Raw genomic sequence first — 26383 nt, 5'->3', positions numbered from 1 at the left:
GGTGGCTTATGTATCGTTTGAGGCGGCGGGAGGCGAGAGATTTCGCTCAAGGCGCCCGTGTTCGCGAACCTGCAGCAGCTGCACCGTCACGGAGGCGGCGATGACCGCCGGGTCCTTGTCCGCGATCCCGGGCAGTCCAATCGGGCAGACGAGCGAGCGGATTTTCTCCTCCGCAAGTCCCAGCTCCCGAAACCGCTTCTCGAAGCGCGCCCGTTTCGTGGCGCTGCCGATGAGGCCCACATAGGGGAAGTCCCGCTTCAGGGCCGCCGCGGTGATCGCCATGTCGAGGGGATGATCGTGAGTCATGATCAGCATGAGGGAGCCTGGCTTCGCCTCCGCGACTTCGGCCTCCGGATCCCACATGCGGACCGCCTTCGCGTTCGCTGGAAGATGGGCGGGGAACGCGTCGTCCCGGTCGTCGAGCCAGCGCACTGCAAAGGGCAGAGGCGCGAGCGAGAGGACGAGCGCGCGGCCCACATGGCCGGCGCCGAAGATGAGAACGGGCGTGCGGGCCTCGCCATGGGTCTCACGCCAGCCGGTCCAACGGTCGTCACCCACGGCGGAGGAGAATTCACGCCGCACGCGGCCTTCCTCCATCCGGCATTCGACCTCGAACAGCCCGCCCCCGGCTTCGGCCTCCACGAGCGGCCCGAGGTCTTCGCGATCCCGTTCGTCGAAGGTCTCGATCAGGATCTTCACCCGGCCGCCGCAGCATTGGCCGAGATCGGGCCCGAGCGCCTGATCGACGATCCGCGCCGGTCCGCGGCCTGCACCCAGCATCTCACGGGCGATGTCGAGCATGCGGAATTCGAGCTGCCCTCCCCCAATAGTGCCGTGGAAAGCCCCATCGGGCCGAACCACCATATGCGCGCCGGCCTCCCGTGGAGCGGAGCCTTTCACGTCATGCACGGTGATCAGGGCGGCGCTGCCGTGCCGCGTCACGAAGTCGGTGAGCTGGTTCCAGACCCTCACCCCATCGGCCTCCCCCGCAGGCTCTCGCAGGCGCGCAGGATCGCCTCCGGCGTCGCGGGTGCGTTCAGCGGTGCGGGTTTCGACGGGTCGAGCGTATGGATCGCATCGGCGAGCGCGCAGAACACGCTGTTGGCCAGCATGATCGGCGGCTCGCCCACGGCCTTGGAGCGATAGATCGTCTCCTCGCGGTTCTCGTTGGGATAGAACGCGACATTGAAATCGACAGGCACGTCGGAGGCGACCGGGATCTTATAGGTGGAGGGAGCGTGGGTGAGCAGATGCCCTTCCTTTCCGAACACCAGTTCCTCCGTCGTCAGCCAGCCCATGCCCTGCACGAAGCCGCCCTCGATCTGGCCGATGTCGATGGCCGGATTGAGCGAGCGTCCGACATCGTGGAGGATGTCGGTGCGCACTAGGCGGTTCTCGCCGGTGAGCGTGTCGACGATCACCTCCGAGCAGGCCGCGCCATAGGCAAAGTAGAAGAAGGGCCGCCCGGTCCCCTTCTCACGATTCCAGGTGATCTTCGGCGTCTTGTAATGTCCGGCCTCCGAGAGCTGCACGCGGGCCGCGATGCACTTCTTCGCCAACTCGTCGAAGGACAGGCTCTGATTGCCGATGAAGACCCGGTCGTCGCGGAACTCGATCTGGTCCTCAGGAATGCCGTAGGCCTCGGCCGCATAGGCCATCATGCGCTTCTTGATCGCGCCCGCGGCAATGCGCGCCGCCATGCCGTTGAGGTCCGACCCGGAGGAAGCCGCCGTCGGCGAGGTGTTCGGCACCTTCGCGGTGGTCGTCGCGGTGATGCGCACCCGTTCCATGGCGATGCCGAACTCCTCGGCCACGACCTGCGCCACCTTGATGTAGAGCCCCTGCCCCATCTCGGTGCCGCCGTGGTTCAGATGCACGGAACCGTCCTGGTACACATGCACCAGGGCGCCCGCCTGGTTCATGTGGGTGAGCGTGAAGCTGATGCCGAATTTCACGGGCGTGAGCGCCAGCCCACGCTTCATGATCGGCGAGGAGGCGTTGAAGGCCGTGATCTCCTGGCGACGCGCGCGATAGTTCGAGGTCTGCTCGAGCGTTCGCACGAGGTTGAGGAGCGTATCCGTCTCCTCGACCTCCATGCCGTAGGGCGTGTGGTTTTCGCCCGGCCGATAGAAATTGGCGTAGCGCACATCGAGCGGATCGCGCTCCGTCGCCCAGGCGATCTGGTCCATCACATGCTCGATGGCGAGCATGCCCTGCGGGCCTCCGAAGCCGCGGAAGGCGGTGTTCGAGACCGTGTTGGTCTTCAGCCGCTTCGAGGCGATGTGGACGGCCGGCAGCCAATAGGCGTTGTCCGCATGGAACATGGCCCGGTCGACGACGCCGCTGGAGAGATCTGCAGAGTAGCCGCATCGGGCCAGCAGATCGACCGCATAGCCCTGGATGCGGCCCTCGCCGTCGAACCCGACCTCCCAGTCGCAGCGGAAGTCGTGACGTTTGCCGGTAAGGATGAAATCGTCGTCCCGGTCGAGGCGCAGCTTGCAAGGCCTTCCCGTCACGCGCGCCGCGAGGGCCGCGGTGACGGCCCATTGCGTCGCCTGGCTTTCCTTGCCGCCGAAGCCGCCGCCCATGCGCCGCGTCTCGCAGGTCACGTAGGCATCGGGAATATCGAGCACGCGGGCGACCACATGCTGCACCTCCGTGGGGTGCTGCGTCGAGGAATAGACATGGATGTCGCCATCCTCGCCCGGGATCGCCAGGGCGATCTGGCCTTCGAGATAGAAGTGCTCCTGCCCGCCGACGCGGAACTGGCCTTGCAATTTCTTCGGCGACTGCGCGATCGCCGCATGCGGATCGCCGCGCCCATAAGAATAGTCCGGCAGCACGGTCTCGCCGCGTTCCAGTGCATCCTCGACCGTGATGCTGGGCACCTCGGCTTCGATCTCCACCACGGCCTTCTTGACGGCGCGGCGCGCTACGTCGCGGTCCGTCGCGACGACGGCGAACAGGGCCTGGCCCAGAAAGCTGACGTCGGTGTCGACGAAGAGCGGATCGTCGCCGAAGGCGGGCGACACGTCGTTCTTGCCGGGAATGTCGGCCGTGGTGAGAACCGCCACGACGCCCGGTACGGCGCGTACGGTCGATACGTCGAGGGAGAGCAGTCGCCCGCGCGCCTTCGGCGACTGACCGATGGCGATGTGCAACGTGCCCTCGGGCTCGCGGATATCGTCGATATATTGCGCGGAACCCTGAACGTGTTTGACGCCGGAATCGTGCGGCAGGGGCTGGCGGACATGACGGAGGGCTTCCGCATCCATGGTCGGTTTGGCGGGTGCGTTCATGGCCCTACTCCGCCGCTTCGAATACTTCGCGCACGCCGACGATCCGCGTGGCCCGTGTCTCGCCCGATGCGGTTTCGCTCAAGGCCTTGAACACGAGATTGCGGGCGATTGTCGAGCGGTATGCGGATGAGGCCCGGTGATCGTCGAGAGGCTGATAATCGCGCGTGATGGCCGCCATGGCTTCGCCCCATGACGAAGGCTCGTCGAGGGACAGGCCGATCAGCGCCCGTTCCGTCTCGGTGGCGCGTTTGGGCGTTCCCGCCATGCCGCCGAACGCCACGCGGGCATCCGCGATGCGCCGCCCGTCGAGGGTGAACTTGAAGGCGCCGAGGGCCGCCGAGATGTCCTCGTCGAAGCGCTTCGAGATCTTGTAGGCGCGGAAGACTTCGTCGGTTTTCAGCTTCGGCACCCTCACTTGGCGCACGAATTCGCCCGGCAGGCGATCCTGCTTGCGATAGGCGATGAAGAAGCTCTCGAGCGGCATGGTGCGGACGGTCTCGCCCTGCCGCAGTTCCAGCTCCGCGCCGAGCGCAATGAAGGCCGGCGCGAGATCGCCGATGGGCGAGCCGTTGGCGATGCTGCCGCCGACGGTTCCCGAAGCGCGCACCTGCACCGAGCCGAACCGGCGCATGATCTCGCCGAGATCGGGATCGATCCGAGCCAGCGACGGATGAACCTCGGAGTGTGTCACGGTCGCGCCGATGCCGAGAGCCTCCGAGGAATCCTCGATGAGATCCAGCCCGGCCACGCGCCCGAGCCAGATGATCTTCTCGATCTCCATCATGGCCTTGGTGATCCAAAGGCCCACATCAGTGCAGCCGGCGACGAGCGTCGCGTCCGGATGTTGTGCATAGAGCGTCGCGAGCGAGGCCTCGTTCGCCGGCGCGGCGAAGAAGCGGGTCTCGTTCCCGATGAAGACATCGCGGCCGTCGGCAAGGCTCATGAGACCCTGAGCGGTCTGCTCGCTGCGTGCGGCGAACGTGTCGTTCGGCTGTTGATGGCAGGCCTGAAGGGTCGCATCGACGATCGGCCGGTAGCCGGTGCAGCGGCAGAGATTGCCGGCAAGCGCATCGTTGACGTTCTCGCGGCTCAAGGGCCGTTCGCCCTCGTGATAGAGGGTGAAGAGGCTCATCACGATGCCGGGGGTGCAGAATCCGCATTGCGATCCGTGCTGCGCCACCATGGCGGACTGGACCGGGTGCAACTCGCCCGTCGCGCTGAGATCCTCGACCGTGACGAGTTCCGCCCCGTCAATCTGGCCGAGCAGCAGGATGCAGGCATTGATAGGCTCGTAATGCACGCGCCCGCCCCTCAACCGACCCAAAGCCACGGTGCAGGCGCCGCAATCGCCCTCCGCGCACCCCTCCTTGGTGCCGACGCGACGCTCCTGAAGCCTCAAGTAGTCCAGAAGCGTGGTGCGCGGGTGAAAACCTGAAACCTCGACTGCCTGTCCGTTCCGCCAGAAGCGGATTGCTGCACGCCTCAAATCGTCCTCCGCCGGGTTCGCCCCGGTTCGCTGACCAGCATTATAGAATGACCGAGCGGCAGGATTTCGCAATAGGTCTTCTCCCAAGCCAAGGCTGGCTGGAAATCATTGTTGGAGAAAGGCTTTAGGCACCTTTTCCTGCAACTGTTGTGGAATATGTCCGCTCTTTGACAACTTACGCTTGATTGCTGAAAGAGATATTTTATTACATTTGCGGCGTCGGATCCTTACGCCGGCTTGGCATATGCACCGACGCTCCAGCAACAAGGGGGGACCATGGCCTTTTCACTCGACTAGGCTCTAGCAGAGTACTTTGACAATAGCGGTGGCGGTGGCGCCGGGTATGGTGGGACCGGTCAAGGCGGCGACATCACCGGCAACCCGACAGGCGGCGGGGGAAGCGGGAGTTCCTATGGCAGGTACCAAATCGGTGCCGACGGTACTCTCTATCTTCGGAACCATAATGGAGAATATGTGCATGTAGGGACCGGTGGAACCTACATGGGTCCCGTCCGTGATTGGACGACACAAGGACTGCAATACGTCACGCACATATTGGGAGTTCGTTCGGCGGCTGAATATTCGCAGATTGCTGAGGGTTATTTTGGACAGGGCGGCACGACCTACCTCTACGGCTCCAGTCCCGGCTTCACAGGCAGCATGGCGTTCCTAAATGTCTATAGGCTTAAACTGGCTGACGGGACATACACATACGGCCTCTGCGACGGCATATATCTATATGAAACTTCAAGTGGAGGAGTACGAGGCGCTTTCCCCATCTGCCCAGCATGGTACCAGGGTGGGTATGTCGGTGGAGTACTGGGTGTAAATTACGCCCCAAAATTCAAAGTGGCGGACGGGGTCCCCTTCATGACGACGACCGTCGGTCATGACGGCGATGATCAACTGACCGGCGAAGGCTGGCTGATTGGCGGTGCCGGCAACGATGATCTCACCGGCGGGAGCGAAGCCGATATCCTCGAGGGCGGCTCCGGCAGCGATATGCTCAAGGGCGGCGGTGGTTCGGATCTCCTCGACGGCGGCGACGGTTGGGACGTGGTGTCCTACATGAGCGCCACCAGCGGCCTGACCGTCGATCTCACCAGCAATGCGAACAGCGGCGCGGCTTTCGGCGACAAGATCCTCCACGTCGAAGTGCTGCAGGGCTCGAACCACGCCGACAGGCTCACCGGCCTCGACCGTGGCGGCGGCAGCGGTGTCCAGCTCTACGGCGAGGGCGGCCACGACACGCTGCTCGGCCGGGCCGGCGGCGACTACCTGTTCGGCGGGGCCGGCAACGACCTGCTCGACAGCGGCTTCGGCGGCGATGTGCTCAACGGCGGCGCGGGGGCGGACACGTTCCGGTTCTCGTCCAGTCTCGGGGCCGGCAATGTCGACACGGTGCAGGACTTCTCGGGGGCCGAGGGCGACCGGATCGTGCTGAGCCGGAGCGTGTTTGCGGCGGCAGGCTATGATGCTCTGGCGGGCTCGGCCTTCACGCTCGGGGCGGCGGCGAGCACGGCGGCGCATCGCATCGTGTACAACCAGAGCACGGGCGATCTGTTCTACGATGCCGACGGAGCGGGGGGCGTGGCGGCGATCAAGTTCGCCGTGATCGCCAACCATCTGCAGCTCAGCGCCTCAAGCTTCCAGATCCTGTAAGCGATCTATCGGCAGCGATCTGCTGAAAAACTTCGAGGCGCGGTCCAAAAGCCGCGCCTTTTGATCGCTCGTGCTCGTCCGAAGGACGCTCGATGCTCACCAGGTTCCGGTATTGGGCATGGACGCCCAGGGCTCCTGCACCGGCTTCGGCTCGCCGCGCTGGAGCAGCTCGATCGAGACGTTGTCCGGGGACTTGACGAAAGCCATGTAGCCGTCGCGAGGCGGACGGTTGATGACGACGCCCGCTTCCATCAACCTGCGGCAGGTTTCGTAGATGTCGTCGACCCGGTACGCGAGATGGCCGAAATTGCGGCCTCCGGCGTACTCATTCTCGTCCCAGTTGTGCGTGAGCTCCAAGAGCGGCGCCTTTGAATCCTTGGCCCTCTCGACATCGCCGGGTGCCGCCAGGAAGACAAGGGTATAGCGCCCTTTCTCGTTGTCCGTCCGGCGGACCTCGACCAGCCCAAACTTGTTGCAGAAGAAGTCGAGAGACTCTTCGAGGTTCGCGACGCGAACCATCGTGTGCAGATATTCCATGATCAGTTTCCCTATGGGTCGGGCATAGGTGATGGCGTATTTGCCGAGGAGATCAAGAGGTACCTTTTTCTTGCGCCGAAAAAGCCTTGGATTTGCTCAAGATCAGGTGACTTTTAACGAATGCTGCTCCAAGCAGTCTTGCGGTCTCTCCCCAAGGCCCTAGCTTCCGACGCAACTCAGTTTCAAATGAGTATTTGATGCGCACCGATACAGCCCAGATCGTTCGCCTTGAGGACTACCAGCCCAGCGACTTCCTGATCGATCGTGTCGAACTCGACGTCAGACTGCACCCGACGGAAACCCGGGTCACGGCCACCCTCGTCATGAGGCCCAATCCGGAGGGCCGCTCGGACGCCCCTCTCGTCCTCGACGGCGAAGAGCTGAACCTGAAGGCCGTGTCTTTGAACGGACGCACCCTGACGGCCGAAGAGTTCGAAGCCTCTCCGCAATCGCTCACGATTGCACAAGCCCCCCGCCAGCCTTTTACGCTGACCATCGAGACCGAGCTCAACCCGACCGCCAACACCAAGCTCATGGGCCTTTATCGGTCGAGCGGCAATTACTGCACGCAATGCGAGGCCGAAGGCTTCAGGCGCATCACCTATTTCCTCGACCGGCCCGACGTTCTCAGCGTCTACAACACGCGCATCGAGGCCGACCGTGACGACGTTCCCGTTCTCCTGGGCAACGGCAACCGAATCGAAAGCGGGTCCATCGACGGTTCCGACAGGCATTATGCTATCTGGCACGATCCGCACCCGAAGCCGTCATATCTTTTTGCGCTGGTGGGTGGGCGCCTCGGCCGGGTATCGAAGACCTTCACCACCATGAGCGGACGCGAGGTGGAACTGGCGATCTACGTGGAACCCGGCAAGGAGGATCGGGCGGATTACGCTCTCGATGCGCTCGAACGCTCCATGCGCTGGGACGAGAAGATCTTCGGGCGCGAATACGACCTCGACGTGTTCAACATCGTCGCCGTGTCCGACTTCAACATGGGCGCGATGGAGAACAAGGGCCTCAACATCTTCAACGACAAATACGTTCTGGCCAGCCCTGAGACCGCAACCGATACGGACTACGCCCATATCGAAGCGATCATCGCGCACGAGTATTTCCATAACTGGACCGGCAATCGCGTGACCTGCCGCGACTGGTTCCAGCTCTGCCTGAAGGAAGGCCTGACGGTATTCCGCGACCAGGAGTTCTCGTCGGACGAGCGGTCCCGCCCCGTGCACCGCATTGCCGAAGTGAAGACCTTAAGGGCGCGGCAGTTCCTGGAGGATTCGAGCCCCCTCGCCCATCCGGTGCGGCCCACCCAGTATCGCGAGATCAACAACTTCTATACCGCCACCGTCTACGAGAAGGGTGCGGAGATCGTCCGCATGCTCAAGACAATCATCGGTGACGACGACTTCCGGCGCGGCATGGATCTCTATTTCGAGCGCTGCGACGGCACCGCCGCCGCGGTCGAGGACTTCCTGCGCGCCTTCGCCGATGTGACGGGCCGGGATCTGTCGCACTTCGCCCGCTGGTATGAGCAGTCGGGTACGCCACGGGTCAAGGTGAAGGGGCATTACGACCCCGACGAAAGGACCTACCGCCTCGATCTTGCGCAGAGCACCCCTCCGACGCCTGGCCAGGCGAAGAAGGAAGCCATGGCGATCCCGGTCGCCCTCGGTCTGGTTGCACATGACGGATCGGCGATGAGTGCGAGTTGCGACCGTGTCGACCAGCGAGGCGTGTTCCTGTTCGACAAGCCTGAGGACAGCATTACCTTCACGGGCGTGGGGTCCCTGCCCGTCCCGTCGCTGTTTAGGGGATTCTCCGCCCCGGTCAAGCTGTCGCTCGATCTGCCGAACGAGGAATTGCTGGTTCTCCTCCGGCACGACACGGATTCCTTCAATCGCTGGCAGGCCGCCCAATCCGTTGCCATGCGCCTGCTGGTTTCCCTCTCGACGGGTATTGAGGTCGCTGACGAGGACATCGATGCCTTCTCGGCCGCTCTCTGCTCCTTCACGGACCGGGATGCCCAGGACGATCCTGCCTTCGCGGCGCTTGTCGTCACCCTTCCCAGCGAAGCGGACGTTGCACAGGAGATCGGGCAGGACGTGGACCCCGACGCCATCCATCGCGCACGCTCGGAGATGCGGCGTCGCATCGGTCAAGGCTGCGCCAAGCATCTGCAGCGCTTCTACGAGTCGCTGACCGAGTCCGGCCCCTACAGCCCGGATGCGGCAAGCGCTGGACGGCGCGCTCTGCGCAATGCATCCCTCGATCTTCTCGCTGCAGCCGATCCGGGCGCGGGCGAAGCGCTCGCCGTAAGGCAGCTTGAATTCGCGAGCAACATGACCGATCGCCTCGCGTCACTGAGCATTCTGACCACCTTGCCCGGCGCGGTGCGCGAGGAAGCCATCGCCCGGTTCGGGGACCGCTATCGCAACGAGCCTCTCGTGCTCGACAAATGGTTCACGCTGCAGGCTGCGATCCCGGAGGACGGCACCTTGGAGCGGGTCAAGGCTCTGATGCAGCATCCGGCCTTCTCCATCGCCAATCCCAATCGCGTGCGCTCGCTCATCGGTAGCTTCGCCATGCTGAATCAGGTTCAGTTCAATCGGGCCGACGGAGCAGGCTACCGCTTCCTGGCCTCGATCGTTCTGCGTGCTGACGAACTGAACCCACAGCTCGCGGCCCGCCTTCTGACCGCCTTCAGCACGTGGCGCATGATGGAAAGCACTCGTCGATCGCACGCGGAACAGGCCCTGCGTTCCATCGCGCAAAAGCCCAATCTTTCCCGCGATGTAGGGGATATCGTGAGTCGCTCTCTCGAAGATGGACAGTCGAAATAAGCTTTTTATTTGAAAAGGTTATCGAGTTGTCCCGGATTTCCCCAAGGGAACGCAGGATGGGAAATTTTTTATTAACCTTCGGGTTCTACTAACTAGACAAATCACCCGCTCAAGATTCTATTGTTAGTGATTCGGAGAGATGCGGCACGTCCTCCGATGCAGGACGAAAATGGTTCCGGAGGAAGCATCGCATGGCGGGGGCGGTGACCGCATGCGTACCCGCACGCGCGGGTACGATTCTAGGGGTGACGCGATCAGACGCGAACCCGGCATATCGACGGCTCGAGCAATATGAGCCGCTGCTGAGGCTGGCGGTTCCCGCTCTCCTGGTCCTGTTTCTCATCACGCTTGCCGGCAGCGCCTGGATCCAGATCCGCGATGGCCGCAAGGACACGCTTTTCGACGCCATCAATGACATCGACATCATCGCTTCGCTCTCGGCTGCGAAGCTCGGCACCGCCCGTGCACCCGCCGACCGCGTACAGGCCTCGGCTCAGCTCGAGCGCCTGGCGAAGGATATGCCGCCGATCGCCCTGACGCAGAACCGTTCTCTCATGCTGGTCGATCAGGCAGGCGCGATCCTGGCGGTCTACCCGCCGATGGAAGAGGCTCCGGCCAAGCTCACGGATATCCTGGGCGAAGCGCAGCCCCTGATGCTCTTCGCGGACCGCGCCGGCGTCATGACGATCAAGCTTCCCGGCGGCATCGAAGGCATGGCGACCGTCCGTGCGCTTCACGCCTCCTCCGGCCAGATCGCGCTCGTACAGCCGATGCCGCACATTCTGTCCGGCTGGTGGACGCGCACCATCGGCCATGTTTCGCTGCTCGGCGCCACGATCATGGTTCTGCTCGGCATCGGCGTAGCTTATGTAATGCAGGCGAACCGCGCCCGCGCCGCCGACGAGGTCTGCGAGAAGGTGCGCGACAGGATCGACTCCGCGCTCAACCGTGGACGCTGCGGCTTGTGGGACTGGGATATCGGCCGCGGACGCATCTACTGGTCCGACTCGATGTACGAGCTCCTGGGCTACGAGCGCCAGGACGAGTTCCTCTCCTTTGGCGAAGTGAACACGATGATCCACCCTGAGGATCAGGATCTCTTCACTCTCGCCGAGCAGCTCGCCTCCGCCAGCACCTCGCTCGTCGACTACGAGTTCCGCATCCGCAGCATTTCGGGCGACTGGGTGTGGCTGCGCGCCCGCGCCGAGCTGATGAACGATCCGGACGATGCGGCCAGCCATCTCGTCGGCATCGCCGTGGACGTGACCGAGCAGCGCGGCCTGGAAGAGAAGACGGCCAAAGCCGATGCGCGCCTGCACGATGCCATCGAGGCGATCTCCGAAGCCTTCGTGCTGTGGGACGCCAACAACAATCTCGTGCTCTGCAATTCGAAGTTCCAGAAGCTCCACGAGCTGCCGGCAGATGCCCAGCTCCAGGGCAAGTCGTACGCGGAAGTGATGGCCCTCGGCCGTCCGCCGGAGGTGCAGCATCAGTTCCTGCGCCGCGAACAGCAGGATGTGGGTGCGCGCACCTTCGAGGCGCGCCTGCAGGACGGCCGCTGGCTGCAGATCAACGAGCGCCGCACCAAGGACGGCGGCTACGTGTCCGTCGGCACGGACATCACCGCGCTCAAGCGCCACGAGCACCGCCTCGTCGAGTCCGAGAAGGAGCTCATCGCGACCGTTCTCGATCTCAAGCAATCGCGTCAGAAGCTCGAAGCGCAGACGCATCAGCTGGCCGATCTCGCCGAACGCTATCTCGACCAGAAGGCGCAGGCCGAAAGCGCCAACCGAGCAAAATCAGAATTCCTCGCCAACATGAGCCACGAGCTGCGCACGCCGCTCAACGCCATCATCGGCTTCGCCGAGGTGATGCAGAGCGGCATCTTCGGCTCCCTCGGCTCCGACAAGTACGAGGAATACTGCACCGACATTCGCTCGAGCGGCGAATATCTCCTGTCGGTGATCAACGACATTCTCGACATGTCGCGCATCGAAGCAGGCCGCACCTCGCTCACCAAGCAGCCGATCGAGGTCCACGCCTCGATCCAGCGCGCCCTCAAGCTGGTAGGCGAGCAGACCAAGGCCAAGAACCTGTCCGTCACCGTCGATGTGAACCCCGAGGACATCCTCGTGCCGGCGGACGAGCGTGCGCTTCACCAGATCCTCGTCAACCTGCTCCAGAACGCGACCAAGTTCACGAGCGACGGCGGCTGCATCACGGTGCGGACCCGCCAGGCCGGCAATGCCGTCAACATCTACGTGGAAGACAACGGCATCGGCATTCCCGATCACGCCCTGCACAAGCTGGGGCAACCGTTCGAGCAGGTCGAGACCGAGTTCTCGAAGAGCTACAAAGGCTCGGGGCTCGGCCTCGCCATCGCCCGCTCCCTCGCCGAGCTCCACGGCGGCTCGCTCCGTATCAGAAGCCAGGAAGGCCTCGGCACCATCGTCCTGGTCCACCTGCCGCTGACGGAAGCGACCAACGCCGATATCGCCCTCGCCGACGCGGCAGCTTGATAAAGAGCCGGACCGGACAGGACGGGTGCACGATCTAGAATCGCTCGGATGATGCTGAGAATGCTGATCTTGCCTTTGTGTGAGACAAGAGACCTGTCGCCTTCAACCCGCGTGAACGATAAGGGCACAGAAACGCTCACTCACAGTCAATCTCTGTTTGCGCGGTTCTCGACGAGCTTCCGATGGTCGGATCTGGAAGCAAGGCTTTCAGCGACAGAGGAAGGGCGCAGCTGCTGCCGCGCCCTGTGGCTTCTTTCTGCGCGGCGCAAGCGAGCCTGCAGCCTGATCGTTGTCTTACAGGATCTGGAAGCTCGCGGCGCTGAGCTGCGCATGGGTGGCGATCACGGCGAACTTGATCGCCGCCACGCCCCCCACTCCGTCGGCATCGTAGAACAGATCGCCCGTGCTCTGGTTGTACACGATGCGATGCGCCGCCGTGCTCGCCGCCGCCCCGAGCGTGAAGGCCGAGCCCGCCAGAGCATCATAGCCCGCCGCCGCAAACACGCTCCGGCTCAGCACGATCCGGTCGCCCTCGGCCCCCGAGAAGTCCTGCACCGTGTCGACATTGCCGGCCCCGAGACTGGACGAGAACCGGAACGTGTCCGCCCCCGCGCCGCCGTTGAGCACATCGCCGCCGAAGCCGCTGTCGAGCAGGTCGTTGCCGGCCCCGCCGAACAGGTAGTCGCCACCGGCCTTGCCGAGCAGCGTGTCGTGGCCGCCCTCGCCGTAGAGCTGCGCGCCCGAGCCGCCGCCGCGGTCGAGGCTGGTCAGCGTGTCGGCGAAGTTCGAGCCCTGCAGCACCTCGATGTTGGAGATCACGTCACCAGTAGCCGCGCCGCCATTGGCGTTGCCGGTGAGATCGACCACGACCCCGCTGGTGGCGCTCTGGTACGACAGCACGTCCCAGCCGGCGCCGCCGTCGAGGATGTCGCCGCCCGGCCCGCCGTCGAGCCAGTCGTTGCCGGCGCCGCCGAACAGGGCATCGCCGCCGGCCTTGCCGGTGAGCCCGTCATCGCCGCCCTCGCCGTAGAGCTGCACGCCGCTGCCGCCGCCACGGTCGAGGCCGGTGAGCAGGTCGTTGTGGTTCGTGCCCTGAAGCACCTCGACGTGGAGGATCTTGTCGCCGGAAGCCGCGCCGCTGTTCGCATTGCTGGTGAGATCGACGGTCAGGCCGCTGGTGGCGCTCTGGTAGGAGACCACGTCCCAGCCCTCGCCGCCGTCCATCAGGTCGGCGCCCGCACCGCCGTCGAGCCAGTCGTTGCCCGTGCCGCCGAGAAGCGTATCCGCTCCGCCAGAGCCCGTGATGCCGTCATTTCCGGCTCGCCCGTCAAGAATCCCGCGTCCGGAGAGAATATCGCTGGCGTCGGATGCGATTCTGAATTCGATGGTCTGCAGCGCCCCCAACTTGTCGTGCCCTTGGATGGTGCCGTGCACCCCGCCGGGGGCAGGCGACAAATGAAGGACCAGTTCCTCGCCTTTCACGATCTTAGGAGATGGCGATAAATAAAGGATCAGTTCCTCGCCTTGCACGACCTTGGGTAATGGCGACAAGACAAGAACCAGCTCTTCGCCTTGCACGATCTTGGGTAATGGCGACAAGGTTAAGACCAGTTCTTCGCCTTGCACGATCTTAGGAGATGGCGACAAGGTTAAGACCAGCTCTTCCCCAACCAAGAGAATTGGAGTTCCGTCCGGCGTCATCACGCTCTGGAGAAGAGTGGGATCAAACGTATCTATTCGACTCGTGACCGGATTATAGACGACCGTGATGCCCGCATAAGGATCGTTCGATCCGGAGCCTTGCGCCTGCCCTGAACCGCCTGAGGAATACGAAGAACCCGTTCCGGAACCGCCTGTCTGGTTGCCGGTGATGGTTCCGGTTTGGCCAGTCCCTCCCCAAGCAATTCCGCCGCCACCCGTGTTGCTGAACACGCGCTGCATATCAAGTTCAAAGATCGTCGCGGCCGTAGCCATGGTCTTGCCCCCTTCAGACGAGGATGGCCCGGGGAACGCATCCGTTGCAGCTAGAGAGAGGCCAACCGCAAGCCTGATTACGTTCGAAAGGCCAACCAGAATTGTTCAGCCCTGAACGGTTTTGATGTTATAATGATACATATCTTTGGCAAGTGCTTTTCCATCCATCGATAGTTATCATTGGGCACAACCAGAGGTTTCACTAGCTTCAGCGAAGCAAACCCCGAAGTTTTATTAATAAAATCCTGTTGCGACTCCTGAAAACACGATTGATTTAGAAGCAATACTTAGATATTATCCATCTAAACATGATTATAAGTCGCATTTATGCGGTATAATTCCGAAAATTATTTTGTTATTGGCTCTGTGGTCGCAGCGAGAATTGTGAACCCCTCAAGGCTTCTCTACGGCAGGCCAACGGCCATGCTTCATCCGGGTGACATCGCCCTCTCAATTTCCGGGCTGATGGGGTCGATCCATCAAGCGCGGCGGCCTGTGGATTTCGGACCATCTGCAACCATCAGTAGCCGATTATAGAGGCCAGCCACCTGGCTCGCGGTCTCCCTCAGATGGTGCAGGAGCACCTTTGGGTTCGGCAGGCCGGCGACGGTCGCAAGCCGCTTGAGAATGGCGGGTGAGACAGATGCGGGATTGAAGCGCCCCTCGATGGTGAGGCGTTGCCACTGAAAGATCGCGTTGAACAGGCGGTGCGCCTCCACGAGGCTGCGCGCCTCCTCCTCGCCGATCAGCCCGGCCTTGCTCGCCTCCGCAAACGTTTCCTCCGATGCATGGCCGACCAGGCTCGGATGGGCGGCACCGTGCGCGAGTACGAGGGCTTGCGCGATGAAGTCGAGATCGGTCAGACCGCCGCGGGCGAGCTTGAGATCCCACGGATCGTCGTCGCCTTTTTCCTGGGCAATGAGTTCGCGCATGGAGCGGACCTCGGCGAAGACCTTTGCCGGCTCCTGGGGCGCTCCCACGATCCGCCGCACAGCAGCCTCGACCACCGTGCCGAAGGCTTCGTCGCCCGCCAGCACGCGGGCGCGCGTGAGGGCCATGTGCTCCCAGAGATCCGCTTCCGTGGTCTGATAGGCGACGAAGCCCTTGAACTGCGATGCCACCGGGCCTTTGCCCCCTTGTGGCCTCAGGCGCAGATCGACCTCATAGAGAAGGCCGCGCCGCGTGGGCACCGTGAGCGCCGCCACGAGTCGCTGGGTCAGGCGCGTGAAGTAGACCACCACGTCGAGCGGGCGCGGACCCGTGCTTTCGCGCCGTTCCTCATCGAAATCATAGATGACGACAAGATCGAGATCGGACCCGGCCGTGAGTTCCTTCGTTCCGAGACGGCCCAGACCGAGGATCGCGATGCTCGCCCCCGGCACCGTGCCGTGGTCCGCCTCGAACTCCTGCCGCACGCGTTCGAAGGAAGCCCGGACGATGGCGGTCGCGACGGCGGCATAGGCCCCGCCGGCCTGCGCGGGAGAAATGATGTCGGAGAGGAGGCGCGCACCGGTAATGAAGCGCATCTGCCGGGCCGCGTCGCGGGCGCGGTCGAGGAAGTCCTCATAGCTTTCGGGATGGCCAATGATCTGGCGCACCTGCTCTTCGATGGCGGTCTCGTCGACAAGCGGGGTGTTGAAGGCCGGGTCGATCAGCACGTCGAGCACGTGCGGGGATTGCGCCACCGTGTTGGCAAGGCGCGGCGCGGTGCCGAGGAGATCCGCGAAGCGCAGGCGCAGCTTGTCGTGGGATTGGAGAATGGTGAGGAGTTCGACGGCGGCGGGCATGCGGCCGAAGGCGCTGTCGAGGGCAGCGAGCGCGCCATCGGGATCGGCCGTGCCGCCGAGCGCGGAAAGCAGTGCCGGCGTCAGTTCGGTGAGCACCTCGCGGGCACGCGCGCTCTGGATCGCGGGACGGCGACCGAAATGCCAGCCGCGCACGGTTTCCGCAACGCGCTCGGGCTCGCGAAAGCCGAGGCGCTGGAGAGTGGCAAGCGTCTCCGGATCGTCGGCGGTGCCGGTGAAGACGAGGCTGCCGGCATCGGAGGCGAGTTCCGGCCCCTCCTCGAAGAGAAGCGCGTAATGCCCCTGCACGATCTTCGCCTGGTCCGTAAGGGCTTTGGAGAAGGCTTTTAACGTGGGATAGCCACAGAACTTGGCAAAACGCTTGAGCTGCTCCTCGTCCGTCGGCAGGCGCTGCGTCTGCTCGTCCGCCACCATCTGCAGCCGGTGCTCGATGGTGCGCAGGAATCGATAGGCGTCGGAGAGTTCGTCCCGCGCCTGCGCCGTGATCCAGCCCTCATCGTGAAGGGCCTTGAGCATGTCGAGAGTGCGCCGTCCCCGCAAGGCCGGCCGGCGTCCGCCGAAAACGAGCTGCTGCGTCTGCACGAAGAACTCGACCTCGCGGATGCCGCCGCGTCCGAGCTTGATGTCATGGCCCGCGACCGCGATCTCGTCATGCCCTCGCACCGCATGGATCTGCCGCTTCATGGCGTGCACGTCGGCGATGGAGGCGAAGTCGAAGTATTTGCGCCAGATGAAGGGACGAAGCTCGTTCAGAAAGGCATCGCCGAGTGCGAGATCTCCTGCCACGGGGCGCGCCTTGATGAAGGCGGCACGCTCCCAGTTCTGCCCGACCGTCTCGTAATAGACATAAGCGGACGACAGCGACATGGCCGTCGGCGTCGAGCCCGGATCGGGACGCAGGCGATAATCGACGCGATGCACATAGCCGTCTGCGGTGCGCTCCTGCAGGAGCTTGGCGAGCTGCTGGGCGACGCGCGTGTAGACCGTCGCCGCTTCCGACGCGTCCTTCAGTACGGTCGTCTCGGGATCGAAGAAGATGACGAGATCGATGTCGCTCGAATAATTGAGCTCGCCGGCGCCATGCTTGCCGAGCGCCAGCACGGTGAAGCCCGAACCCTCTCCTGGAGCGTCAATGTTCTTGAGAGTGATGCGGCCGAGATCCGCTGTCTCGGTGAGAACCAGGTTCACGCCACCGGCCACGGAGGCATCTGCAAAGTCGGACAAGGCCTGCGTGACCTCTTCCGTGCTCCACAGGCCGCCCATGTCGGCGAGGGCCACGAGAAGCGCATGGGTGTTGCGGTTCTGCCGGAATGCGCGCACGGCATCGTGTCGCGCGATCGCGCCGGACCGCAGGTCACGGAACAGATTGAGCTGGCTCTCGACGAGGGCGCGATGCGCCTCTTCCGGCGGCTCAAAGGCGAGCCTCGCCATCCGGGCCGGATGGTTGACGACGAGCTGCCAGAGGAAGGGAGAATGGTCGGCCAGGGCGAGAAGGAGATCGCGCAGCAATCCGCTGTCGAGATGGCTCGAGAGCGCCTCGGCCTCGGGCTCTTCCCGGACACGTTTGACGAAGTCCGCCAGCTGCGTCTTCGCGCGCCTCGTATCCGCAACCAGCGGGGCTTTCGTCAGGCGGTCGAGAAGGGAATTCGTCTGGTCCGGCACGGCCAATCCATCGGGTATCTGCGGGCGCCTTGAGTGTTCACGCCGGAGAGCCGGAGGCAATCGAAATTTTGGGAGTGCCTCAGTTTGACCTGACACCCTCCACGTCATCACCGGCACGAGGCCGGTGATGACGTGGAGGGTGACCCGCGGCGCTTCATAGGATCGGGATGGCCGGGACAAGCCCGGCCACGACGAGGGAGTGCATCTTCAGGCAGCGCAAACGGCACTGCCGAAATTTTGGCCTTACATCATCGTATTTCGGATTCAGGCCGCAGATTGCAGGGGAGGCTGCGGCAGTTCGACGGCCTTCAGGGGCAATGCCAGGACCACCCGCAGCCCGGGCCCGTTGTCCTCCAGCAGCAGGGTTCCGCCATGGAGCCGGGCAACGGCGACGGCCAGGCTGAGACCGAGGCCGAATCCGGGTCGCGAACGGGCCGTCTCGAGGCGAACGAAACGCTCCAGCACGCGTCCGCGCTCGGCTTCCGGAATGCCAGGGCCGCGATCGGCCACCACGATCCGCACCTCGCCGTCGCTCCGATGGGCAGACACGCCGATCGTCTGCGGCGTTCGTCCGGTTGCGGATCCGTACTTCAAGGCGTTGTCGAGGAGGTTCGCCATGGCCTGCCCCAGCAGCTCGCGGCTGCCATGGATCGGCAGGTCATCCTCCACGGAAACCTCCAGCGACACGCCCGCCTCTTCGGCAAGCGCCTCGTAGAGTTCCGCCACGTCCCGCACCGCCTCGGCGGCATCGAAATCCGCCAGCCCCTCGCGCGCATTGCCGGCCTCCAAGCGCGCGATCATGAGCAGCGCGTTGAAGATGCGGATGAGGTTGTCGCTTTCCTCGATGGTGGCTTCGAGAGCCGATTTCAGCTCATCGGGCGTGCTCGCGGTGCGCAGGGCTTCGTCGGCCTTGTTGCGCAGGCGCGTCAGCGGTGTCTTCAGATCGTGGGCGATGTTGTCCGAGACCTCCTGCATGCCGCGCATCAGCTCACCGATGCGGTCGAGCATGTCGTTGAGGTTCTGGGCGAGCCGGTCGAGCTCGTCGCCGGTTCCGGCGATCTTCAGCCGTCCTCCCAGATCGCCCGTCATGATGTGGCGCGTGATCTCGGTCATGTCGTCGACGCGCTTCAGGACGCGTCTGGTGATGAACCAGCCGCCGACGCAGCCGAGCACGACGATGAAGAGCAGCGAATATCCGAAGGCGCGATAGATGACCTCCTGAAGGCGCCGACGCTCCTCGATGTCACGGCCGACGAGGAGCCTGAACCCGCCGGGGAGGAGATAGACGCGCACGATGGCCATGTCGGGCCGCGCCTCCGTTTCGTCGGTGCGGTTGTAAAGCGTCTCGAACTGTCCCGTGCGGCCGATCACGCCGGGCGGCAGGGCGCCCACATTGCCGGCGACGCGCTCCCCGGCATCGGTCGTGACGAGGTAGAGCATGGCGCCCGGCGCGCGCGAGCGCCGCTCGACGATGTTCACGAGACGGCGCAGGCCGCCGAACCTGTATTGCTCCGACAGGTTGTTGATCTCGCTCTCGATGGTGGACACGAACTGGTCGGTGAGAAGCCGCTGGGCGTTCCAGGCGACATAGCCCAGGCCCACGAAGGCGAAGATTGTGAAGATGAGCAGATAGGCGAAGGACAGCTTGAAGGCGGTCGTCCGGACGAGCTTGCCGAGGGCGCTCATGAAGGCGTTCATCGCTTCGCGCTCATTCCTCGTCGTCCGCAGCACCGACGCGCACCATGTAGCCCGCACCGCGGATGGTGTGGATCAGCGGCTTGTCGAAGCCCTTGTCGATCTTGGCGCGCAGCCGCGAGACGTGAACGTCGATCACGTTGGTCTGCGGGTCGAAGTGGTAATCCCACACATGTTCCAGCAGCATGGTGCGGGTGACCACCTGGTTGGCGTTCTTCATGAGGTATTCGAGCAGCCGGAACTCGCGCGGCTGCAGCACGATCTCCTGACCGGAGCGCGTCACGCGATGCGACAGGCGGTCGAGTTCGAGATCGGCGATGCGATAGAGTGTCGGCTCCGAATTGGGAGCCGATGCCCGGCGGCGCGAGAGAACCTCGACGCGCGCCAGAAGCTCGGAGAAGGCATAAGGCTTGGGGAGATAATCGTCGCCGCCCGCGCGCAGGCCCTTCACGCGATCATCGACCTGTCCTAGGGCGGAGAGGATGAGGACCGGGGTCTCGACCCGTTGCTCGCGTAACGAGCGGATCAGGGAAAGGCCGTCCAGCTTGGGCAGCATGCGGTCGACCACGAGCACGTCGTAATCCCCCTCCTCCGCCATGGCATAACCGTCGAGGCCGTCGGCGGCGTGGTCCGCCACATGGCCCGCTTCGCGAAACGCCTTGACGAGGTAGGAGGCCGCCTCTTTGTCGTCCTCGATGATGAGAATCCGCATAAGCCTACTTGTAACGCAATTGAAATCCCGACGGCAGGCCGGCCTTGGAGGGGGAGAGGCCAGCCTGCCGTGGGCAGAAGACACCAGGTGTCAGGGGCAATCAACTACAAAGCCTGGTGCCCTTTGCTCTTGATGAAGGATCAGACGCCCTTCGGCTGGCTCGCGACCTCGAGGGTCACGGTCCGCTCCTTGCCCTCACGCCAGAGGGTGAGAGACAGGGACTTGCCCGGGGCGACGTTGGCCACCTTGCGGGACAGATCCTTGGCCTCGTTGATCGTCTGCCCGTCGACGGCGACGATCGTATCGCCGGTCCGGACGCCGGCCTTGGCGGCAGGACCGTCCTTCATGGCTTCGGCCACGAGGGCGCCCTTGGGCTCCTTGAGGCCGATGGCCTCGGCGATCTCCTTGGTCACCGGCTGCATCTGCACGCCGATGAAGCCGCGGGTCACGGAGCCTTTGTCCTTCAGAGAGGCCACCACGTTCTCGACGGTGCTCGCCGGGATGGCAAACGCAATACCCACATTGCCGCCCGACGGCGAGAAGATCGCCGTGTTCACGCCCACGACCTCGCCCGACAGGTTGAAGGTCGGGCCGCCGGAGTTGCCCTTGTTCACCGAGGCGTCGATCTGGATGAAGTCGTCGTACGGACCGCTGCCGATATCCCGGTGCTGGGCCGACACGATGCCGGCCGTCACCGTGCCACCGAGGCCGAACGGGTTGCCGATCGCCATCACCCAGTCGCCGATCCGGGCCTTCTGGCCGGCGAGGCGAACATAGGGGAAGTCGTTGCCTTCGACCTTCAAGAGGGCAAGGTCCGTCTTCGGGTCGGTGCCGATGACCTTGGCGTCGAGGGTCTTGCCGTCGTCCATGGTGACCTGCACCTCGGAGCCGTTCTCGACCACGTGGTTGTTGGTCACGACATAGCCGTCAGCCGAGATGAAGAAGCCGGATCCGAGAGCCTGGCCGAACTGGCGGGGGCGCTCCTGGCGCGGATTACGGTCGCCACGGCCGGGCATCTGGTCGCGGAACTGGCGGAAGAAGCGCTCCATCGGGTGGCCCGGAGGCAGGTCCGGCATCGAGAACTGCTGGCCGTCCTCGTTATCGTCGTTTCGGTCGGCGACGTTCTGCACCTTGACCTTCACGGCCACGACGGCGGGCTTTACCCGGTCGATCACGTCGGCGAAGGACGGCACGCCCTGCACCGGCTGCGCCATGGAGCGCAGTTCGGCATGGGCGGGGCTGGGAGCAACCAGACCGCTCTCGACGGCGCCGCCCGCGATGATCGCGGCCACGGCCGCTGCGCCGAGCCACTTTGCGGTGCGCTTGCGGGCGGGAGTGGAAACCTTGTCCAACATGTCTTGTCTCTCCTGGATGAACCCTCTTGGGTTCGTCATGAGAGCAAGATGGGGGTTCAAGCCTTACGGTACCCTCACCCCGAGATGAATTGTTGGTAAGGTTTCAAAAGGGCCCGGCCGGGAGGCTTTCACTTGCCCCGGCGGGACGAAAGTCTGACCTTCTTGCCCCTGAGCTTCGTCGTCTTGGTCGTCCTGATCGAAGCCATCTTCGACTTATGTCGGTCCGCACGCACTGCCATGCGACGGGGCTCGTTTCGGCTCGATGTGACGACACGCAGCGTGTCGCTGTCCACCGCATCGTCGAGCACTCTTTGCGGCGGGAGCGGAGCGTTGCTGCGGGCGACGACGGTTCGATTGATGCACTGAGCTATGTGGGCCGCGCGACGCTCCACGATGCGCCGATAATCGTCGACCTCGATCTTTTTCCTGGGTGCGATGCGGCTCCTCGCCTCCACGCGGCAGGCCTCGCGTTTGGCGACGAGATCTTCACTCGATCGAACCGCAGAAGGGAGTGCAAGAAGGATCAGACACAATCCAGGGGCCGCAAGCTTCACGACCGTACCTTTCGCGGGGGATATCGGGAGACGTGAGAGCCCGATATCAGCCGGATTTCTCCTTGGCACCGCGACAAAATGGCATGATCCCCAGAAAGAATTGGCGCCTGCTCAGGTTAAGGAATTGCAGCCTACGAAATGCTGTTTATTCCTCTGTCGCACGATCGTCGATAGGCCGGAACGGTTCTTGGAGTTCAAGCGCCCTGATCGCGCTTGAGCAGATCCTCGAGCGCCCTCTGCTCCTCGGCATCGAGTGCAGAAGCGGGACGCGGGCGGCGTCGCATGGCCGCGTAGGCGCCGATGCCGCCGAGGGCAAGAACGAGAGCGGGCGTCAGCCAGAGCAGCAGCGTATGCCTTCCGAAGGTGGGCTTGAGCAGGACGAATTCGCCGTAGCGCTGCACGAGGAAGTCGCGCACCTGCGTGTCCGTGTCGCCCACTACTAGGCGCTCGCGCACCAGGAGACGCAGATCCTTGGCAAGCTGCGCATCGGAATCGTCGATGGACTGGTTCTGGCAGACGAGGCAGCGCAACCCCGCCGAAATCTCGCGGGCGCGCTTCTCCAAAGTCGGATCCTTGAGCACCTCGTCCGGCTGCACGGCAAAGACCGGGCCGCCGAACAGAAGCGCCGCCATGAGGGCCAGGACGAAGCGCATGGTCTACTCCGCCGGAACGGCAGCCGGTGGCGCGACTCTCGCGCGTGCCGGAGCGCCGATGCGCAGGCGCCGATCCGTCAGGGACAGGGCACCGCCTGCCGCCATCACGAGGGAGCCGATCCAGATCAGCAGAACCAGCGGCTTGTGATAGAGTCTCATGCCGATGGATCCATCCGCCTGCACCTCGCCGATGCTGGCGTAGATCTGGCCGAGGCCCGTGGTCAGGATTCCCGCTTCCGTCGTCGGCATGCCACGCGCCACGTAGAGCCGCTTCATGGTCTCGATACGACCGAGCTCGCGGCCGGCGCCGATGACCGTCAGGACGGCGACATCCTCCCGGTAGTTGGCCTCGACGCGCGGGGTGACCTGTTCGAGCCGCACTTCGTAGTCGCCCGCCTTGAGACGCTCGCCCAGCTTCAGGCTGCCGATGGACTCGACGCCCCAGGCGGTGGCCGCAATGCCGATGACCGTGAGGCCTACGCCCGCATGGGCGATGGACGTGCCCCAGGCCGAGCGCGGCAGGCCCCTCGCCTTGCGCCAGGCAACGGAGAGTGGAGCGCCCCTGGACCAGGAACGGCTGACGATCTCGTTGATCGAGCCGAGAACCAGATAGACGCCGAGGCCGACGCCGAGCGGCGCAGCCGCCGGCCCGCCGTGCTGGAGGGCGAACATGGCGATGGTCGCCAGCAGCGAAATGCCGAACACGGCATAAAGGCGCTGGGCCGTGCCGAGGAAGTTGCCGCGCTTCCAGGCAAGCGTCTGACCGAGCGGCAGAAGCAGCAGCAGCGGAACGATCAGCGGCAGGAAGGTGAAGTTGAAGAACGGCGCGCCGACGGAGATCTTTTCGCCGGTCAGCACCTCGAGCGCCAGCGGATAGAGCGTACCGATGAACACGGTGGCACACGCGGTGGCGAGAAAGAGATTGTTGAGAACGAGCGCTCCCTCACGGGAAATGGGCGCGAACAGGCCACCCTGCTTGAGCATGGGCGCGCGCCAGGCAAAAAGCGCCAGCGATCCGCCGATGAACAGGATCAGGATGCCGAGAATGAAGGTGCCGCGCTCAGGATCGACCGCGAAGGAATGGACCGAGGTCAGCACGCCGGAGCGGACGAGGAAGGTGCCCAGCAGCGACAGGGAGAACGTCAGGATGGCGAGAAGGATCGTCCAGACCTTCAGCGCATCGCGCTTTTCCATCACCACGGTGGAATGCACGAGCGCGGTGCCCGCGAGCCACGGCATGAGCGAGGCGTTTTCCACGGGATCCCAGAACCACCAGCCGCCCCAGCCGAGCTCGTAATAGGCCCAGTAGGAGCCCATGGCGATCCCAAGGGTCAGGAAAGCCCAGGCGCCGAGGGTCCAGGGGCGCACGATCCGGGCCCAGACCGCATCGATGCGCCCATCGAGCAGGGCCGCGCAGGCGAAGGCGAAGGAGATCGAGAAGCCCACATAGCCGATGTAGAGCAGCGGCGGATGGATCGCGAGGCCGGGATCCTGCAGCAAGGGGTTGAGATCCTGTCCCTCGAGCGGCGCCGGGATGACGCGCGTGAAAGGGTTCGATGTCGTCAGGATGAAGAGCAGGAAGGCAATGGTGATCGAGGCTTGAACCGCGAGCGTATTCGCCTGCAGCCGCATCGGGATGCTGTTTCTCGCAAGCGCCACCACGCCCCCGAAGAGGGCGAGGATCAGCACCCAGAGCAGCATGGAGCCTTCGTGGTTCCCCCATACGCCGGAGATCTTGTAGATCAGCGGCTTCGCCGAATGGGAGTTCTGGACGACGTTGAGCACCGAGAAATCGGAATTCAGGTAAGCGAAGGTCAGCGCGATAAACGAGAACGCGATACAGGCGAGCACGGCAAGCGCGCTCGCCGGCGCAACGGCCATCAGCACAGGATCGTTGGCGCGCGCGCCCCAGAGCGGCACGACGAACTGGATCAGGGACAATCCAAGCGCCAGCGCGAGTGCGAAATGTCCAGCCTCGACCAACACGAGGGATCTCCCTTGCTACTGCGTCTTGGGCGAAGCGTTGGCCTCGCCCATCCAGTGACCCTGCTTCTTCAAGGTATCCGCCACCTCGCGGGGCATGTAGTTCTCGTCATGCTTCGCCAGAACGGAATCGGCCCGGAACACGCTCGGACTGACGAGCACGCCTTCGGTCACGACCCCCTGCCCTTCGCGGAACAGGTCGGGCAGCAGGCCCTTGTAGCTCACCTGGATCGCGGCCTGCGCGTCCATGACCTCGAAGGTGATCTGCTGATCGGAGCCGCGCTGAACCGAGCCTTCCTTGACGAGACCGCCGAGGCGGATGCGCGTGCCGGGCGGCACGTTCTTCGCCTGGATATCGGCCGGCGAATTGAAGAACACGATCGTGTCGTTCATGGCGTAGAGCACGAGACCGAGCGCAATCGCGAGGACGCATCCTGCGACACCGATCAGGGTCAAGCGGCGTTGTTTTCTCGTCATGGCTGGGCGTCGGTCAGTTTCAGTTCCTGCGCCATCGTGTCGATGGTCCTCAAGGCGGCGTCGTTCTGCGCCAGCGCCTCCCGGGCGCGCTGGGCTGCGGCCATGGCTTTATCACGCTGGCCCAAAACCGCATAGGAGCGCATCAGTCGCGCCCATTCTTCCGCCGTGCCTCCTTCGGCCTCCAGGCGGCTGGCGAGGCCCGCCACCATGCCGGCAATCGCCTCAGGTCCGATCTGGGGTTCGCCCGCCGAGCCCGTCGTCGCCTGGGGCGCGCCGAGCGAGGCGAGTTCCTGTTTCACCGCCCCAATCCAGGGAGCGTCCGCGGGCGATGTGGAGAGCAGCTCCGCATAAGCGGCCTTTGCCTTCTCGACCTTCCCATCCTGGACAGCCGCGCGGGCGAGATAGAAGCGGGCTTTCGGCGATGCCGCATCGAGCTTGACCGCCTGCTCGAAAGCGCCCTGCGCCTCGCCCGAGACGAGCCCGTCCTTGGCCATCACCAGGACTTCGCCGTAATTGGCGAAGCGGTCGGCATCCGGCGCCAGATAACGGACTGCCGCCTCATACGCTTTCACGGCATCGTCGATCCGGCCCATGCGCAGATAGACCGGGGCGATCACCTCCCAGCCGCGGCCGTCCTGCGGGTTCTTCGCCAGGTGGCTCTCGATCTCGGCCACCGCCGTCATGAGGTCGACATTGCCGGCCTGCTGCGGCAGCTGCGCCGCGGGCGGCTGAGTCAGCACCTGAGGCGAGCCGTAGATCTCATAGGTCGCAAGCGCCAGGATCGGGATGACCGACAGGGCCAGGGTCGAGGCGGCGCGGCGGCGGCGCAGAGCCGGCTCTCCCACGGCCGCGAAGGTCTCGCCGCGCTGGCCCGTCGCCCGCAGGAGGCGTCGCCCGGCCTCGGCCTTGGCGGCCTCGGCCTCGCTGGGCAGAAGCACACCGCGCGCCAGGTCGCGCTCGATCTCGGCAATCTGCTCACGATAGAACTGCGTGTCCGGATCCGCCTGCCGTGCCACGGCATAATGACGCGACAACGGCCAAAGCACCGCCATCACGGCTGCTGCCGTCATTGCCAGGAGGATTATCCAGATCACCATAAAATCCTAAATATCGCGTCTCACCCTCAAGCACGACGGTGGCACGGTGTCACGCGTAAATCTC

Annotated in this window: 17 protein-coding genes; 3 read left to right on the top strand and 14 right to left on the bottom strand. The window is 64.1% G+C overall.

What is annotated here, in order from left to right:
- Positions 1-6: 6 nt before the first annotated feature.
- The 3 genes from xdhC to xdhA are packed head-to-tail and all read right to left on the bottom strand — an operon-like array spanning position 7 to position 4785.
- Complete coding sequence (gene xdhC, locus ACD578_RS03365) at positions 7-972, bottom strand: xanthine dehydrogenase accessory protein XdhC (RefSeq protein WP_404290862.1); 966 nt, start codon at positions 970-972, stop codon at positions 7-9.
- Complete coding sequence (xdhB, locus tag ACD578_RS03360) at positions 969-3299, bottom strand: xanthine dehydrogenase molybdopterin binding subunit (protein ID WP_404290860.1); 2331 nt, start codon at positions 3297-3299, stop codon at positions 969-971. Before xdhB ends, xdhC begins: the two co-directional genes overlap by 4 nt.
- A gap of 4 nt (positions 3300-3303) precedes the next feature.
- Positions 3304-4785, bottom strand: coding sequence for a xanthine dehydrogenase small subunit (gene xdhA / locus ACD578_RS03355; protein WP_404290858.1), 1482 nt, complete (start codon positions 4783-4785; stop codon positions 3304-3306).
- Positions 4786-5655: 870 nt separating this feature from the next.
- On the opposite strand from xdhA, the gene ACD578_RS03350 reads away from it, so the two are divergent.
- On the top strand, positions 5656-6447 hold the full coding sequence (locus tag ACD578_RS03350; protein WP_404290856.1) for a calcium-binding protein: 792 nt from the start codon (positions 5656-5658) through the stop codon (positions 6445-6447).
- Positions 6448-6543: 96 nt separating this feature from the next.
- Here ACD578_RS03350 and ACD578_RS03345 read toward each other — a convergent pair whose 3' ends face one another.
- Positions 6544-6984 (bottom strand): VOC family protein, encoded by a 441-nt coding sequence (locus ACD578_RS03345; RefSeq protein WP_404290854.1) that lies wholly within the window; start codon positions 6982-6984, stop codon positions 6544-6546.
- A 197-nt stretch (positions 6985-7181) separates the two neighbouring features.
- Between ACD578_RS03345 and pepN the strand changes: the two genes are divergently transcribed.
- Together pepN and ACD578_RS03335 are read left to right on the top strand one after the other, a co-directional pair.
- Entirely contained in the window at positions 7182-9833 is a 2652-nt protein-coding gene (gene pepN / locus ACD578_RS03340; protein ID WP_404290852.1) for an aminopeptidase N, read from the top strand.
- A gap of 245 nt (positions 9834-10078) precedes the next feature.
- On the top strand, positions 10079-12352 hold the full coding sequence (locus tag ACD578_RS03335; RefSeq protein WP_404290850.1) for an ATP-binding protein: 2274 nt from the start codon (positions 10079-10081) through the stop codon (positions 12350-12352).
- A 294-nt stretch (positions 12353-12646) separates the two neighbouring features.
- On the opposite strand, the gene ACD578_RS03330 is transcribed toward ACD578_RS03335, so the two are convergent.
- The 10 genes from ACD578_RS03330 to ccmI form a co-directional block, all read right to left on the bottom strand.
- Positions 12647-14326 (bottom strand): calcium-binding protein, encoded by a 1680-nt coding sequence (locus tag ACD578_RS03330; protein ID WP_404290848.1) that lies wholly within the window; start codon positions 14324-14326, stop codon positions 12647-12649.
- Positions 14327-14805: 479 nt separating this feature from the next.
- Positions 14806-17793, bottom strand: a complete 2988-nt coding sequence (locus ACD578_RS03325; RefSeq protein ID WP_404290846.1) for a bifunctional [glutamine synthetase] adenylyltransferase/[glutamine synthetase]-adenylyl-L-tyrosine phosphorylase — start codon at positions 17791-17793, stop codon at positions 14806-14808.
- A gap of 264 nt (positions 17794-18057) precedes the next feature.
- Positions 18058-19491 carry an ATP-binding protein gene (locus tag ACD578_RS03320; protein WP_404290844.1) on the bottom strand — a complete coding sequence of 478 codons (1434 nt, stop codon included), beginning with the start codon at positions 19489-19491 and terminating at the stop codon, positions 18058-18060.
- A 10-nt stretch (positions 19492-19501) separates the two neighbouring features.
- The gene (locus ACD578_RS03315) at positions 19502-20200 is read right to left on the bottom strand and encodes a response regulator transcription factor (RefSeq protein WP_152712461.1); all 699 of its coding nucleotides are present in this window, start codon (positions 20198-20200) and stop codon (positions 19502-19504) included.
- Positions 20201-20340: 140 nt separating this feature from the next.
- The gene (locus ACD578_RS03310) at positions 20341-21555 is read right to left on the bottom strand and encodes a S1C family serine protease (RefSeq protein WP_404290842.1); all 1215 of its coding nucleotides are present in this window, start codon (positions 21553-21555) and stop codon (positions 20341-20343) included.
- Between the two features lie 128 nt (positions 21556-21683).
- Positions 21684-22109 carry a hypothetical protein gene (locus tag ACD578_RS03305; RefSeq protein WP_404290840.1) on the bottom strand — a complete coding sequence of 142 codons (426 nt, stop codon included), beginning with the start codon at positions 22107-22109 and terminating at the stop codon, positions 21684-21686.
- Between the two features lie 194 nt (positions 22110-22303).
- Entirely contained in the window at positions 22304-22762 is a 459-nt protein-coding gene (locus ACD578_RS03300; protein WP_404290838.1) for a cytochrome c-type biogenesis protein CcmH, read from the bottom strand.
- A gap of 3 nt (positions 22763-22765) precedes the next feature.
- Positions 22766-24748 (bottom strand): heme lyase CcmF/NrfE family subunit, encoded by a 1983-nt coding sequence (locus tag ACD578_RS03295; RefSeq protein WP_404290836.1) that lies wholly within the window; start codon positions 24746-24748, stop codon positions 22766-22768.
- Between the two features lie 15 nt (positions 24749-24763).
- The gene (ccmE, locus tag ACD578_RS03290; protein ID WP_404290834.1) at positions 24764-25222 is read right to left on the bottom strand and encodes a cytochrome c maturation protein CcmE; all 459 of its coding nucleotides are present in this window, start codon (positions 25220-25222) and stop codon (positions 24764-24766) included.
- Positions 25219-26319 carry a c-type cytochrome biogenesis protein CcmI gene (gene ccmI / locus ACD578_RS03285; protein WP_404290832.1) on the bottom strand — a complete coding sequence of 367 codons (1101 nt, stop codon included), beginning with the start codon at positions 26317-26319 and terminating at the stop codon, positions 25219-25221. Before ccmI ends, ccmE begins: the two co-directional genes overlap by 4 nt.
- Positions 26320-26383 lie beyond the last annotated feature (64 nt).

This window comes from Microvirga sp. RSM25 (genome assembly GCF_044784385.1).
Taxonomy (GTDB): domain Bacteria; phylum Pseudomonadota; class Alphaproteobacteria; order Rhizobiales; family Beijerinckiaceae; genus Microvirga; species Microvirga tunisiensis.
This window is presented reverse-complemented; position numbering and strand designations above follow the sequence as displayed.